11 protein-coding genes are annotated in these 13,730 nt (G+C 42.9%); 1 reads left to right on the plus strand and 10 read right to left on the minus strand.

Going from position 1 to position 13,730, the window contains the following annotated elements:
* Positions 1 to 15: 15 nt before the first annotated feature.
* From hisF to hisG, 7 genes are read right to left on the minus strand one after another with little or no spacing between them, the layout of a single operon-like run.
* A complete protein-coding gene (gene hisF / locus MN199_RS04135; RefSeq protein WP_335738493.1) occupies positions 16 to 792 on the minus strand; it encodes an imidazole glycerol phosphate synthase subunit HisF in 777 nt (258 codons plus the stop codon).
* The gene (gene hisA, locus MN199_RS04140) at positions 774 to 1,511 is read right to left on the minus strand and encodes a 1-(5-phosphoribosyl)-5-[(5-phosphoribosylamino)methylideneamino]imidazole-4-carboxamide isomerase (protein WP_335738494.1); all 738 of its coding nucleotides are present in this window, start codon (positions 1,509 to 1,511) and stop codon (positions 774 to 776) included. Before hisA ends, hisF begins: the two co-directional genes overlap by 19 nt.
* Positions 1,508 to 2,104: an imidazole glycerol phosphate synthase subunit HisH gene (gene hisH, locus MN199_RS04145; protein ID WP_335738495.1), complete on the minus strand. Its 597-nt coding sequence runs from the start codon at positions 2,102 to 2,104 to the stop codon at positions 1,508 to 1,510. Before hisH ends, hisA begins: the two co-directional genes overlap by 4 nt.
* A complete protein-coding gene (gene hisB, locus MN199_RS04150) occupies positions 2,104 to 3,174 on the minus strand; it encodes a bifunctional histidinol-phosphatase/imidazoleglycerol-phosphate dehydratase HisB (RefSeq protein WP_335738496.1) in 1,071 nt (356 codons plus the stop codon). Before hisB ends, hisH begins: the two co-directional genes overlap by 1 nt.
* The gene (gene hisC / locus MN199_RS04155) at positions 3,171 to 4,265 is read right to left on the minus strand and encodes a histidinol-phosphate transaminase (protein ID WP_335738497.1); all 1,095 of its coding nucleotides are present in this window, start codon (positions 4,263 to 4,265) and stop codon (positions 3,171 to 3,173) included. Before hisC ends, hisB begins: the two co-directional genes overlap by 4 nt.
* 3 nt (positions 4,266 to 4,268) lie before the next feature.
* Entirely contained in the window at positions 4,269 to 5,606 is a 1,338-nt protein-coding gene (hisD, locus tag MN199_RS04160; RefSeq protein WP_335738498.1) for a histidinol dehydrogenase, read from the minus strand.
* Positions 5,606 to 6,514: an ATP phosphoribosyltransferase gene (gene hisG / locus MN199_RS04165; protein WP_335738499.1), complete on the minus strand. Its 909-nt coding sequence runs from the start codon at positions 6,512 to 6,514 to the stop codon at positions 5,606 to 5,608. The genes hisD and hisG overlap by 1 nt, the downstream gene beginning before the upstream one ends.
* A 535-nt stretch (positions 6,515 to 7,049) precedes the next feature.
* On the opposite strand from hisG, the gene MN199_RS04170 reads away from it, so the two are divergent.
* Positions 7,050 to 7,700 (plus strand): GntR family transcriptional regulator, encoded by a 651-nt coding sequence (locus MN199_RS04170; RefSeq protein ID WP_335738500.1) that lies wholly within the window; start codon positions 7,050 to 7,052, stop codon positions 7,698 to 7,700.
* Positions 7,701 to 7,760: 60 nt separating this feature from the next.
* Here MN199_RS04170 and MN199_RS04175 read toward each other — a convergent pair whose 3' ends face one another.
* The 3 genes from MN199_RS04175 to MN199_RS04185 all read right to left on the minus strand — a co-directional run bounded on the left by MN199_RS04175 (position 7,761) and on the right by MN199_RS04185 (position 13,552).
* The gene (locus tag MN199_RS04175; protein WP_335738501.1) at positions 7,761 to 10,364 is read right to left on the minus strand and encodes a M9 family metallopeptidase; all 2,604 of its coding nucleotides are present in this window, start codon (positions 10,362 to 10,364) and stop codon (positions 7,761 to 7,763) included.
* A 261-nt stretch (positions 10,365 to 10,625) separates the two neighbouring features.
* Positions 10,626 to 11,216 carry a PEP-CTERM sorting domain-containing protein gene (locus MN199_RS04180; RefSeq protein ID WP_335738502.1) on the minus strand — a complete coding sequence of 197 codons (591 nt, stop codon included), beginning with the start codon at positions 11,214 to 11,216 and terminating at the stop codon, positions 10,626 to 10,628.
* A 20-nt stretch (positions 11,217 to 11,236) separates the two neighbouring features.
* The gene (locus tag MN199_RS04185) at positions 11,237 to 13,552 is read right to left on the minus strand and encodes a collagenase (RefSeq protein WP_335738503.1); all 2,316 of its coding nucleotides are present in this window, start codon (positions 13,550 to 13,552) and stop codon (positions 11,237 to 11,239) included.
* Positions 13,553 to 13,730: the final 178 nt, after the last annotated feature.

Consider the following 13,730-nt stretch of genomic DNA (forward strand, 5'->3'; position numbering starts at 1 on the left):
ACGCTGTGCTAGCCCTTATCGTGGCCGAATGCTAATGCCATCGGCAATCAATTTGGCTTTAAGTGCGGCTATTTCAATAATACCTTTATGAAACACACTGGCGGCTAAGGCGCCATCAACATCGGCGTGCTTAAAAACTTCGGTAAAGTGCGTCATGCTGCCGGCGCCACCACTGGCAATTAGCGGTATGTTACAAAGGTTGCGAATGCGCTGTAGTTGGGCAATATCATACCCTTGGCGCACACCATCTTGGTTCATGCAATTAAGCACTATCTCGCCCGCACCACGTTGTTGCACTTCAGCTACCCAGTCGCTGGTTAGCCATTGCGTTTTCTGGGTGCGGTTTTCATCACCGGTAAATTGGTATACTTGATATTGGCCAGAGGCAACATCAAAAAAGCTATCAATACCCACCACCACACATTGCTGGCCAAAGCTGTTATTTAACTCAGTAATAAGCTGTGGCCGCACTAGTGCTGGGCTATTAATGGATATTTTGTCGGCACCCATCTCCAGAATTTTGCCAGCATCATCAACAGTTTTAATACCACCGGCGACACAAAACGGAATATCAATAACTTCGGCGATACGCTGCACCCAAGTTTTATCAACCACTCGGCCATCGCTGGACGCGGTAATATCATAAAATACCAGTTCATCTGCGCCAGCTTCAGCATAACGCTGTGCTAACGGTACTATATCGCCAATAATTTCATGGTTACGAAACTGTACGCCTTTAACCACCTTACCATCGCGCACGTCGAGACAAGGAATTATCCGTTTTGCCAGCATGCTATGGCCTCCTCAAGCGTAAATTTACCTTCAAGTAATGAGCGGCCTAGAATAACACCGGCTACGTTGCTGCCGATCAGTGCCTGTATATCGGCTAATTTGCCAATACCACCGGATGCTTGCCACTGAATTTGTGGATACTTTGCCGTTAATTCTTGGTACAAGCTTACGTTTGCGCCGGCTAAGGTACCGTCTTTACTAATATCGGTGCACAGCACGTGCTTAGCACCAGCATTTATATACTCCGCAAGTACTTGCTCTAAGGTAATACTCGATTGCTCAATCCAGCCGTGTGAGGGTAGAGTTTTCTTGCCAGCCGCATTTATTGCTACATCTAGCGCTAACACTAAACGCTCTCCGCCGTATTTGTGCAGCCAGCTTTGCACTAGCTCGGGTTGGCGAATTGCTAAGCTACCAATAACTACTCGGTTAGCTCCAGCGTTAAGTAAATCAATAACGTCTTGCTCGGTGCGTACGCCGCCGCCTACTTGAATGTTTAGTGGTGCTGCGTGCATCAATTCAGTAAGTAACGTTAGTTGACGTTTAGTGGCATCTTTAGCGCCTGATAAGTCAACAATATGCAGCCAGCTTGCGCCGGCTCTCGCATACTCGTCACGTAAGCTTTGCGGTTTAAAACGATACTCGGTAGTTTGTCCGTAATTACCTTGATATAGCCGAACTACACTGCCGTCAATTAAATCTATTGCTGGAATTATCACAGCTGCCACTCCAGAAAGTTATGTAGTAAACGTGCGCCCGTTTTACCCGAGCGTTCAGGATGAAATTGCGCACCAATCACATTGTTATTACCAATAACGGCGGCAAACTTAGTGCCGTACTCGCAATTGGCTAAGCTATAATGGCTGGGTGCAACAGCAAAACTGTGCACAAAATACAGATAATCTTGCTCAGTAAAACCTGTCATTAGTGGGTGCGAGCTAATATCGCATAAGGTGTTCCAGCCCATATGCGGTAAGCGTAAGCCGGCACTTTGTAACGGTAATACGTCACCATTAATTAGGTTTAAGCAGGCAACATTACCTTCCATGCTATGGCGATTCAGCATTTGCATACCTAAGCAAATACCCAATAGTGGCTGCTGCAAACTTTGTAACGTGCTAATTAATTCAGCCTGTTGCAACTTTGCCATCGCATTATGTGCAGTACCAACACCGGGTAAAATAACTTTAGCTGCGGCTTTTATAATTTTTGCATTATGGCTAATTACTGCATCGACTCCTAAGCGCTTAATCGCAAAGTAGACCGAGCTAATATTGGCGCAGCCGGTATCAACAATAACCAGTTGTGCCATTACAGCACTCCTTTAGAGCTAGGCAGCGCTTCGCCAGACACTTTAATGGCATTACCAAGCGCACGGCCGAATACTTTAAATAAGCCCTCTACCATGTGGTGTTTATTACCGTCGCTAATGGATAAGTGCAGCGTAATTAACATGGCATCGCTAAGTGAGCGGAAAAAGTGCGGCACCATTTCTAAATTTAGCCCGCCAACACTGCCTGAACCTAAGTTAGCGTCAAACTTAAACATCGGCCGGCCGGATAAATCTAATACGCATTCGGCGCGGCATTCGTCCATGGGTAAAACAAAGCCAAAACGATTAATACCGCGTTTATTGCCCAGCGCCTGCTTTAATGCTTGGCCTAGTGCTAGTGCTGTGTCTTCAACACTGTGGTGATCATCAATATATAAATCGCCAGTCACTTTTACCTGCAGGGAAAAACCGCCGTGGGTGGCAATTTGATCGAGCATATGATCAAAAAAGCCAACACCGGTTTCAAACACGTTATTGCCGGTACTGTCTAAATCGACGCTGATTTTGATATCGGTTTCACGCGTAGTACGCTGCACAGTAGCTTGGCGGCCTTTGCTTAAAATACGTTTAGTAATCTCAGCCCAGCCTAAATTGGCGCGGTCGTATAAAAATGCCGGCAGGCCCATATTTTCAGCCAGCTGCACATCGGTGGCACGATCGCCAATGACGTAAGAATTGGTAAAATCAATTTTGCCTTGCTGCAAATAATCTTTAACCAACCCCAGCTTAGGTTTACGACAGCTGCAATTATCTTGCTCAAAGTGCGGGCAAATTAATACATCGTCAAACTGAACGCCTTGTGAGTTTAGTAACTGCATCATTTTGTTATGTGGCGCATCAAAGGTATTACGCGGGAAGCTGTCAGTACCCAGACCATCTTGATTGGTTACCATAACTAGGCGATAACCGGCGGCCTGCAGCTTTAATAGTGCTGGCACTAAACCGCTCTCGTAAGCCAACTTTTCTAAACTATCAAGCTGCTTATCTATAGCTGGCTCTTCAACCATAGTGCCGTCACGGTCAATAAATAATATCGGCTGGCCTTTCATATGCGCTCCTTGTTTGCGGTGCTGTTCGCTAAATTAAAATATTTGTCCATAGCTGTGGTGAGAGCTTGCATCTCGTTAGCGCTGCCAATAGACACGCGTACTACTTGCGATAAACCCAACTGACTTGATTGATTACGAATTAAAATACCTTGCTCGGCCAGCGCAGCTACGCAGGCGGCAGCGTCGGCCACCTGCAACAGCACGTAGTTAGCGCTGCTTGGCCATACTTGGTTAATACCGGTTCTGGCTTTGGCGTAGGTAATAAAGTTATCGCGCAGCTGATTAAGCGTGTTTACGCTGTTTTGCATCTTTGCTATTGCTTCGGGCCGCAGCGCTTGTGCGGCAATTTGGGCCACAGGCTCAGCTAACGGATAGGGCGCGATCATCTGTTTTAATGCCAAAATAATGTCTGGCGCCGCCAGCGTAAAACCACAACGTAAACCGGCTAGCGCAAAGGCTTTAGACAAGGTACGCAGTATTACAAGGTTGGGGTAATCGTTTAATAAATTTAGCGTTGACGCCTCGGGTGCAAACTCAATATAGGCCTCGTCTACTACCACTAGCGCACTGTGTTTAAACTGCTCTAACACGGCAATAATTTGTTGGCGCGGAATGATATTACCGGTCGGGTTATTTGGGCTACAAATAAACACCAACTTAGGAGATGTGGCAAATAACGCTGGTAAATTAAGTTCAAAATTCGCGGTTAGCGGCACAATATTACAGGCTACATCGTTACTTTGTGCGCTAATGGCATACATGCCGTAAGTGGGCGGGCAAAGGCTAATACTCTCTTGCTTTGGCTGACAAAAACTACGAATTAACAACTCAATCGCTTCATCGGCGCCACGGCTCACTAACACTTGATCCGGTTGCAGCTTGGCGTAGGCGGCATAGCCGTCAATTACCGCTTTGGGCTGACAAGACGGATAGCGATTAAAGCTGCCAGTTAGCTGATACTCTGGTGCTAACGCATTTTCATTGGCGTTTAACCAAATGGCACCACCGCTCATGCTGCTTCTTGCTGAAGCGTAGGGCTGAATTGCTTTTACCGTATCGCGCGCTAGGGCATGTATTTTTGTCGTATTCATCTATTACTCCTTACACTTTTCTAGCGCGGCTAAACGGATACTAACGGCATTAGCATGGGCGTCTAAGCCTTCCGCTTTGGCCAAGGTAACGATGCTGGGGCCAAGATTGCGCATGCCAGTTTCTGACAAGGTTTGTACCGTGTAGCGTCGATAAAAATCAGTTAGCGATAAGCTAGATACCGTTTTACTGTAACCGTAGGTTGGTAACACATGGTTAGTGCCGCTGGCATAATCACCGGCGGATTCTGGTGTCCATTTGCCAACAAAAATACTGGCGGCACTGTCAAATTGTTCGATAAGCTCGGCATCGATATCGGTTTGTATAATTAAATGCTCTGGTGCATAAGTGTTAATAACGCTCACGGCCTGTGCCAGATCACGGGTTAAAATATAGCGGCTGTGTTTAAGTGCTTGTGCGGCAATAGCTTGCCTTGGTAAAGCCATAAGTTGGCGGCTTACTTGAGCTTGCACTGCGGCAATTAAGCTTTGGCTATTACTTACCAACAATACTTGTGAATCAGGGCCGTGCTCGGCTTGCGACAATAAATCGGCAGCAACAAATGCAGGATTAGCATTTGCGTCGGCTAATACCAATACCTCTGATGGGCCAGCAGGCATATCAATAGCTGCGCCTTTACTATCTAGGCTAACTTGGCGCTTGGCTTCGGTAACATAACGATTACCTGGGCCAAAAATTTTGTCTACCTTAGGAATGGTTGCTGTACCATAGGCCAGTGCAGCTATGGCTTGGGCACCGCCAATCGTAAAAATGTCCTTGATACCGCACAATTCTGCGGCATAAATAATTTCTGCTGCTATGGCATCGGCTTGGGTTTTCCCTGGCGGAGTTACTAGCACCACACGTTTACAGCCGGCTAATTGCGCCGGTACACCCAGCATTAATACTGTGGAAGGTAGCGGCGCACTGCCACCAGGGATATATAACCCGACGGCATTAAGTGCGCGGTTTTTAAGTTGGCAAATAACACCTTGGCTAGTTTCTACTTCAATATCACGTGGCAACTGCGCCGCATGAAATTTACGAATATTGTTGTAGGCCAATTCTATGGCGGCTTTACGCTCGGGTAATAAGGTAGCGAGTAGCTGCTGCTTTTTATTGTCACTAATACACAGCGTATTCGTAGTTAGGCCATCAAATTGTTGGCTATAAGCGCACAGTGCAGCATCGCCTTGTTGCTGCACTGTGCTAATAATGGCACTCACTTGAGCGGTTAAAGTGGCCGAGTCATTAAGTTGTGGCCGTGCTAATGCAGCTTGTTGTTCAACATCTGATAGCGCTGACCAGTCAATAATGCTATTCACAATTACAGCATCCATCATTACACCATCATCTTTTCAATTGGCAGCACTAAAATAGAGCTGGCGCCTAGCGCTTTTAGCTGCTCCATGGTTTCCCAAAATAGGCTTTCACTACTAACCACGTGAATAGCAACTAGGTTGTCATTACCGGCTAGCGGCAAAATAGTTGGGTTTTCGGCACCAGGTAATAACGCAATAATTTGTTCTAGTTCTGTGCGCGGTGCGTGCAACATAATGTATTTACTTTCATTAGCTTGCATTACGCCATTAATGCGCGGCATTAGTTTGTTAATTAATTTAAGCTGCTTGTCGTCGCATAGGTTTTTGCGCTGAATAAGCACCGCTTTGCTGCGATAAATAACTTCAACTTCTTTTAAACCATTAGCATCTAAGGTGGCGCCGGTGGACACCAAATCACAAATGGCATCAGCTAAACCGGCGCGTGGTGCTACTTCAACCGAGCCTTTTAACGTAACAATGCGCGCATTTACACCTTGTTGTTTTAAATAACGCGCCAATAAACGCGGGTAAGTAGTAGCAATGGTTTTGCCTTCTAAACAGCTGGAGTTGGCGTAGCTTTCCTCTTGTGGTACTGCGATAGACAAGCGACAGCTACCAAAGTCGAGTCGTTTTAAAATAGTGTAGTCGGCACTGTCGTTATCTAACTTGCGCTGTAGCGACTCTTCTTCCAGCACGTTTTCGCCAACAATGCCTAAATCACAGACGCCGTCCATAATTAGGCCAGGAATATCGTCATCACGTACGCGTAAAATATCGATAGCCATATTTTCAACGTGGGCAATAAGGCGTTGTTCGCGCAGGTTAATTTTTAAACCGCAGCTAGCAAATAATGCTTGAGAGTCAACCGATAAACGGCCAGATTTCTGCATGGCGATACGTAAGCGTTTCGATTCTGTTGCCGGACTCATATAGGTCTCCGTGACGATAATTTTAAATTGATGATGCTAAAAACAAAAATCCCGAGCCTGGGCTCGGGATTATTGTTTATCACCGGAGCGCCAGACATCAGCCCTCCGAAAATATCGGACGGCTAGTCGCTATGGTGATAGACAGTTATAATATTCATTTTGATAAAATCGCTCAATAATTATGTTGTACAAGTTACGGCAGTTTAAAAGTTGATACAAGGTGTATTACTATTAAATTTAAAAATAAATAAGATAAAATAAAATAAATATTAGTTAAAACAATGGTTTGGTTTTATTGTGTTTTTTGTTACATATTAAAATTATTTGCGCTGTTATTTTTTAGTGTAAAAAAAGAGCAGGTTGTATAGTCATTAGTTTTTGGGTTCTGGTTGCGTTTATTGCCGCCTTTTTGTGAATACAACCTGTAAAGTTAGAGTAGGCGACAAGCACGACTGGCTGCAGGCTATTAAGTTGTTGCAACAGAATAATAAATATTTGGTATACTGAATTCATAAATGCATAACAGCAGATAATTATGGTTATTGAATATAAGACACGCACCCAAGTTGTGGTAGAAGTGATCCGTGAAAAAATTCTTACCGGCGCTATTAAAGCTGGCGAGCCACTTCGACAGGCCGCTTTAGCGGCGGAACTGAACGTTAGTCGTATACCGATACGAGAAGCATTATTGCAATTAGAAGCAGAAGGTTTGGTAGAGTTTGAAGCGCACAAAGGGGCTACAGCAACCAAGTTAACCGCTGAGCAGGTTACAGAGTTATTTGAATTAAGAGCTTTACTGGAAGCCGAATTATTGCGTCAAGCCATACCCAAATTTACTGAAGCAGATTTAGATAAAAGCGAACAACTTATAGCACAAATGGCAGCGGCATTTGATGATGGGGCGACAAAAAGCTCTTGGAGCGAGTTAAATACACGTTTTCATCTTAGTCTATATTTCGCCGCAGATAGGCCTTTAACTTATGAGATTGTGCAAAATTTAATTATGAATTCAGATCGTTATATTAGAGTGCATTTATTATTAGCCGGCGGTATAGATAAGGCAGATCCTGAACACAGAATGTTATTAAACTATTGTCGTAATAGGCAAATAGACGAAGCATGTCAGTTATTACGTAGTCACATTACGGCCGCGGCTAAAGAAATTATTGCGGTACTACATAAATAATTGTGTATTCTCACGTAACTAAGCCAAGGGCAGCTTATAGCTGCCCTTGGCTTTTAATACTTAATTTAACGTAACGGTCAATGTTGTGTCTGGCCTTTCGTTATTGGCATGGACACTAATATAAATCCAACCTACAGGTAAAGCTTGTGTAGTAACAGACTCGTTACTATTTGCCTGAGTTGATTTTTGTTGATAGTCATTTGCTGTTGGCCAACTAGCATTACTGAAATATAAGTCAGCATTACCTTCGTTAGGGCCATATAAATTGAAAGTATAACTGGCATTAGCAACGCTGTTATACATGTAGAAATAAGTGTAATCGCCATTACTTTCTTGGCTTACGCAATACTGATTGTCTGCTTCAAGTTGAACATAGCTAACCGCGCTTTGCGTATTGCATGCGTTGGGTTGGCTAGTGCCACTTTCAGTAGTTGCTTTAAGCGACACGCCAGTAAATGCGTTGTAGCCATAGCTTGAAACATACCAACGGCCGGCTGCAGGTAAATTAAACTCACAGCTTTCGTTGTTGCCGGTTCTGTATGGTCGACAATCAAAGCTGTTAGTGTCTGGCTGCTGCGCGAATTTTACGTATAAGTCAGCATCACCGTTACCACCAGATTGTGTAATAGTAAGCTTACTTTGCCCCTCTGCAACGTCTATGTAATGATGTAACCATTGGCTTTTAGGGCCGGTTAAATTTAACTTAGCTTCGCCATTAATTAGTTCATTCTCGCCAGGAGTAGGCGTGTTTGGACCACCAATAGTCGTTTCTGGTATGCTATCGTCGCTTTGCACAGTGCTTAACCAAGATGACCACTCGGCATCTAAACTAGTGCCAAGCGCGTTAACAGCAGTTAAATATGCATCATAATCACCAGCTTTAAAATGCACTAATAACTGATTAACGACTTCTGGTTTGCGCTCAAACATAAATCGTACGGCTAAATACCCCCAGTGATAAACACGCTCTGTGCCACTAAAGTAATTATTCTTAAATATATCACTGATTTTATAACGCTTTGAACTAGCAATCTGAATAGCTTGATCATTTCTATTTTTCTTTGATACATATTCTGCTAGACCCTCAATCCACCAGACAGTGTTATGCGTGTCTGTTCTTGCATCGCCAAAATCGCCTTTTAAATTGAAGCGGCCATCGAGGTAATGCACCATTTCATGGGTTAAATTCCAGATTGTAAAGTCTGGTCTTAGCCATTCGGCTTCATAAGCAATAAAACGCGCTTGGTTATTAGGTAATGCCGGGTTTCCCTCAAGATACATACCACCATTATCGGTATCAATGCCAAAAAAAAGCCCAGCATATAATCCATAATCATCGCTGCTATTAAACACTACCATCTCTAAGTTGGTGTTTAAATCATCAGCAACAGGTTGCTGATTAGTCGCTAAAAATTTATGAAAAAAGGTTTCTTGTTGTGTAACGGTATCACACGACTCATTAAGCTCGCTGCTGGTCATATCTTGGGCGCGGAACTTCATTGAACTATTACAGGAATGATTGATATTTAATACCTGTTGCTCGAGTTGTTCTGAGAAACCACAAATGTTAAATTCAGAACAGCGGTTATAATAATCGAGAGTAGAGGCGGCTTTTAACCATACACTGGCACCTTGTCCATTCATGCTGTATTTACTGAGTATTTGTCCTACTTCGCTCGTAACAAGGGCTGACGTTGCTGTATTGTTATATTGTAAAAATCGGCTTAACTCAGCTGCGGCATTTTCTTGCATAAAAGCGGAGTCAGAATTAAGCATCCAATCCGATGTGGCAAAATTACTAAGCTGTTGGATCAAGGCGCTGTCATTTGTTGCTGCTTGTACAAAGCTTGCATCGTAATGCCCACGAAATAGTATTGTAAATACACCATTAACGGCAGAGCGCATATTCCAACTTGCGGCCATATTGTTATCCCAACGGCTTAGCCATTGTTTGACCACATAAAGGTAGCGCGCGTTTTCACCTGCACTGTCTATTAAGGTCAATGCATCTTGAATGTTTTTACCGTGTATATCAGAGCTGGTGTAAAACTGAGGATTAGCAAAAAGATTGTCTAACGCTGAACGTACAGCCGTTTTAACCCAGTTTGGGTATTCTGGAATAGCGGTAGGGTTATAATACTGAACGTAATAGCCCGTTCGTAAAAAATAGTAAAGCTTACCAATTGTTTCTTCTGACGCGGTTGCTGGATTATAGCTATTGGCCAATGCCGCAGTAGCATTGGCAACACTGTACATTTTATCTGCTTGAAAAGCGGCAAGGGCATTAGCGTCGCCATTAAACAGTGCATCTATACAGCTTGAAGGATTGTTGAGTATATGATCAACCAGTGCTTGTCCAGTTTTGCTGCCATAACCACTAGTAACAGTATCACAACTATCGGCTTGAATAGTGACTTGCCCTGATAAACGTAATTGCTGCGCAGTATGAGCTTGGTAAAATGCCTGCTCTGGCTTTGCTTTAGCTTTTAGAGCATCAGGTTTAGGCTCTACGGGTGCGGTAACTTTGCTATTAGGCGTGTGATTGTCATAGGAGTTAGTAGCTAAAGGAGCCGGCTTGTCATTTGCTACTGCCACTGAACTGTATACTGAAAGCGCTAGCGCAATAGCACTGAGAGTGAGTTCAGTTCGTTGTTTTATTTTCATTATTTATTCCTGTTTATAGTATGTAATTTAGCCAAAGTAGGCAGATACAACTTAGCTTTTACGTATACTGTATACAATGTGTTATATATAACAAAAATGTATATAATGTAAATTAATTGCATAACTAAAATAGGAACTTGAACTTACTCGAATGCATCAGCCACATGTATTACATGCAGCTGATGCATATTATTGCAGTTATAAAACACAGAATGTTTAATTAAGTTATCACCCAAAAAATGCTTTTTGAATGGCCAAATTTTAGCCGTTTTTTGTTTTACGCTGGCGTGGCAGCAGCACTAAACCGCTAGCAAATAACAGTGCTGTGGCGGGTAATGGCACTTGTGTTGTATTAACAACATTAATGGTTGTGCCCTGTAACGTTAACGGCAAATAATCATTGTTAAAGCTAAGTAAGCCTGTACCTGAGGCGAGTAATCCTAAATCGAACTGACCTGCAGTTAATGCGCTAAAACTAAGCCGAACTAACGTGAACATTGAGCCCTGTTGTGTAAGTAACAAGCTGGTGTCAGCTGAGAAGTCAGCGTAGTCATCAAGTTGCAATATACCGTTGGCTGCATCGTGGCTATGCCATTGATATGAGCCTAAGCCATCATCAAAGCCTTGACCAAATTGCCAGCTTTGTAACGTCAGTTGCAAAGGTGAATAAAGTAATTCAGCAAAAAAGCCGCCCAGTAACTGCTCAAAGCCACTTACATTCAGATCAACGGTAACGGTATCGCCAACATTGTAGCTGGCTTGATCAGCTTCAAGTGTAATGAATGCCGCATTGCTGTGATAACTTGTCAGTAGTAATAGTGCACAAGCTAGGCTGTTAAATAGTTTTTTCATAGTAGTCTCCGTTAATAAGTTTATTGGCTAATAGCACAACGAGGTAAGGTACATAATTGCATCATGGCTCTGATGTCACGTTGATCGACGTAGTTGTCGTTATTAAAATCATACCTATTACTTAAGGTTGAACCATGACGAAGCAGCTGGTTAAATAGATCAATGTCGCGTTGGTCGATTGTGCTATTTTGGTCTAAATCGGCTGGGTGGTAACTGTTGTTACAAACGCCGTTACCAGCAACTAAACAATCTAGCCAAGTATGAAATTCTGTATCTAAGTTGGTGCCCCAACTGGCAAGAATATCGGCGTAAGAGGTGTATTCTGGTAATTCTACTTGCTCGCTTTGTGGCTGGCCACAAGTCCAAACCCAGTAACCGCTAGACCATTCACTGTCGTCATAAAGCCATAACCAATTATTAGCAATGGCGTCGGGCTTTGTCTGCCAACTCCAGGCAAATAGGCAAGGGCTATCAGAAATCGCATATTTAGCAGCACGTAGGCTAGGCAGTAGCACGTTATTAACTTCTGCAAGTTGTTGCTCAAACATAAAACGTGTTGCTAAATAACCCCAGTAATAAATACGCGTTGTATCGCCGTTGTTATAGGTGGTTTGGAATATTTCACTTAATTGGTAGGTTTTATTTTTTGCTACGTTAAGTGCCGTGGCATTGGTATCGCGATATGATAAATATTCAGCTAGACCTTCACTCCACCATACCGAATTGCTTGCTTGATCATTAAAGCCGCCCCATTGGTTAAAACGGCCGTCTAAATAATGTACATATTCGTGTCTTAAATTCCATACTTCAAAATAATTTAGCCATTCTGCTTGATGAGCAATAAAGCGTGCTTGATTACCCTCATCAGATGGCGTGCCCTCTAGATACATACCGCCGTTATCAGTGTTGATGTTAAAAAAATTACCGGCATGGCTTTTATATTCTGCCGATGAATTGAAAATAACAACTTCTAAATCGGTGTTGTTATCATTTAGTACCGGCGTGTCGGTAGTGGTGTTAAATAGGCTATGGAAATACTGTTCTTGCTCAGCTAGTTCACTACATATATGTAATAAATTATTCGCACTTAGCGGCAGTTGATAGCGCACTTTTAAGCTGCTGCTACAAGTGTGCTGGCCAGATAAAACGTAGCTTTGCAAATCGAAATTACAAGCTGTGCCATATAAAGCGCAGTTGGCGTTATCGTAAAGCTTTACCATAGCTTGGGCATTTAACCAGCCATTAGCACCTGTACCGTCGTAGCTATATTGGCTTAAAATTTGTTGTAATGCTGGGCGAACCGTATCGGCAATAGCGCCACCAAATATCATTAGTCGGCCTAGTTCGCTAACGGTATCACTCCACTGATATTCCCTAGTGTGGCCTACTAGCCACACTCCATCTGTAACAACGAAATCTATTAAATTATTAATAATTTGTGGATTGGCTAATAACACATTCTTAGTTGCCTGATCAGCATTTTTAACAGCATTAAAGAATTGTGTTAGCAGCTGGGTCATACCGTTTTCTTCATAACTAACACCCCAGTTATTGGTTCTAGATACAGTATTAGCATAGCCGCGAATAGCTTCACTAAAGCGCGCCAAGTGCGGTAGCGCATTAGTGCTACTGCTATTAATTAAAATTAGCATTTCGTAACGCAGCATAAAGTTACGTGAACTGCTGCCGGTAAAGTTAATAAACTGCTCGCCCGCAAAATACTGGTTAAATGCATTTTCTAATTCAGCTTTATAAGCGGCAGTAAAATTATGATTTTTATCAGCCCAATGTGTAGCTCTAAGATAAGTAACCAACTTTTCTAAATCAGCAGCACCAGTAGCATCTGAACCATCAAAGTTTGGCAATCGGGCGGTTATGGCTTCAACAATAGTTTGCAATTTAGTATCGGCAAAGTGCTCAGTGCCGACAAAAGCGTCATTATACAAACCATATAAACAACTGCTAAGCGAGGCGTTTATAACGGCATTAACTAGGTCTGTACCATATAAAGGTAATAACTGCGCAGGATTGTTACAGCTTGCAACATTGTTAATTACATTGGTTGTCGATACGCGGCTATTTTGTTGATTAGTTGTATTGGCGTCTGTTATTGCTCGTATTGGTACGTCATGCGAATGTTGCTGGCGAATTATTTTATCTACCTCAGCCGGTGAAACTAGCCGTGGTGGGTGAATATACTTCTGTTCTGACTGCTGCGCCTGATTGTGCTTTAAATCACTTTCTAATTGTGCTGGGTAAGAGGGCGTTATGGGCTCTGAGGCCCATAGTGCACCGCTGCTTATTAATAAGCTAAGCAGTAGCGTATTTGCTTTCATGTCGCTGTTCCTTTGGATTAAGTATTATTATTTTAGGTTAGCTTGCAAGCTACATTAATCTAGCATATTAAATAATGTATACAATATATCTGATAATTCTGTTTTGAACTAAGTAATGGTTAATCCTCTTGAAATTTTGCATAAGAAATAATGGGTACTAAATAGACACTATGCTTAT

Source organism: Rheinheimera metallidurans (assembly GCF_036983985.1).
GTDB classification, from domain to species: domain Bacteria; phylum Pseudomonadota; class Gammaproteobacteria; order Enterobacterales; family Alteromonadaceae; genus Alishewanella; species Alishewanella metallidurans.

Bases quoted from the DNA above. Each gene is read 5' to 3' on its own strand.
- hisG (WP_335738499.1), bottom strand. From the start codon at position 6,514: ATGAGTCCGGCAACAGAATCGAAACGCTTACGTATCGCCATGCAGAAA.
- hisF (WP_335738493.1), bottom strand. From the start codon at position 792: ATGCTGGCAAAACGGATAATTCCTTGTCTCGACGTGCGCGATGGTAAG.
- MN199_RS04185 (WP_335738503.1), bottom strand. From the start codon at position 13,552: ATGAAAGCAAATACGCTACTGCTTAGCTTATTAATAAGCAGCGGTGCA.
- MN199_RS04170 (WP_335738500.1), top strand. From the start codon at position 7,050: ATGGTTATTGAATATAAGACACGCACCCAAGTTGTGGTAGAAGTGATC.
- MN199_RS04180 (WP_335738502.1), bottom strand. From the start codon at position 11,216: ATGAAAAAACTATTTAACAGCCTAGCTTGTGCACTATTACTACTGACA.
- hisC (WP_335738497.1), bottom strand. From the start codon at position 4,265: ATGAATACGACAAAAATACATGCCCTAGCGCGCGATACGGTAAAAGCA.
- hisD (WP_335738498.1), bottom strand. From the start codon at position 5,606: ATGATGGATGCTGTAATTGTGAATAGCATTATTGACTGGTCAGCGCTA.
- hisB (WP_335738496.1), bottom strand. From the start codon at position 3,174: ATGAAAGGCCAGCCGATATTATTTATTGACCGTGACGGCACTATGGTT.
- MN199_RS04175 (WP_335738501.1), bottom strand. From the start codon at position 10,364: ATGAAAATAAAACAACGAACTGAACTCACTCTCAGTGCTATTGCGCTA.
- hisH (WP_335738495.1), bottom strand. From the start codon at position 2,104: ATGGCACAACTGGTTATTGTTGATACCGGCTGCGCCAATATTAGCTCG.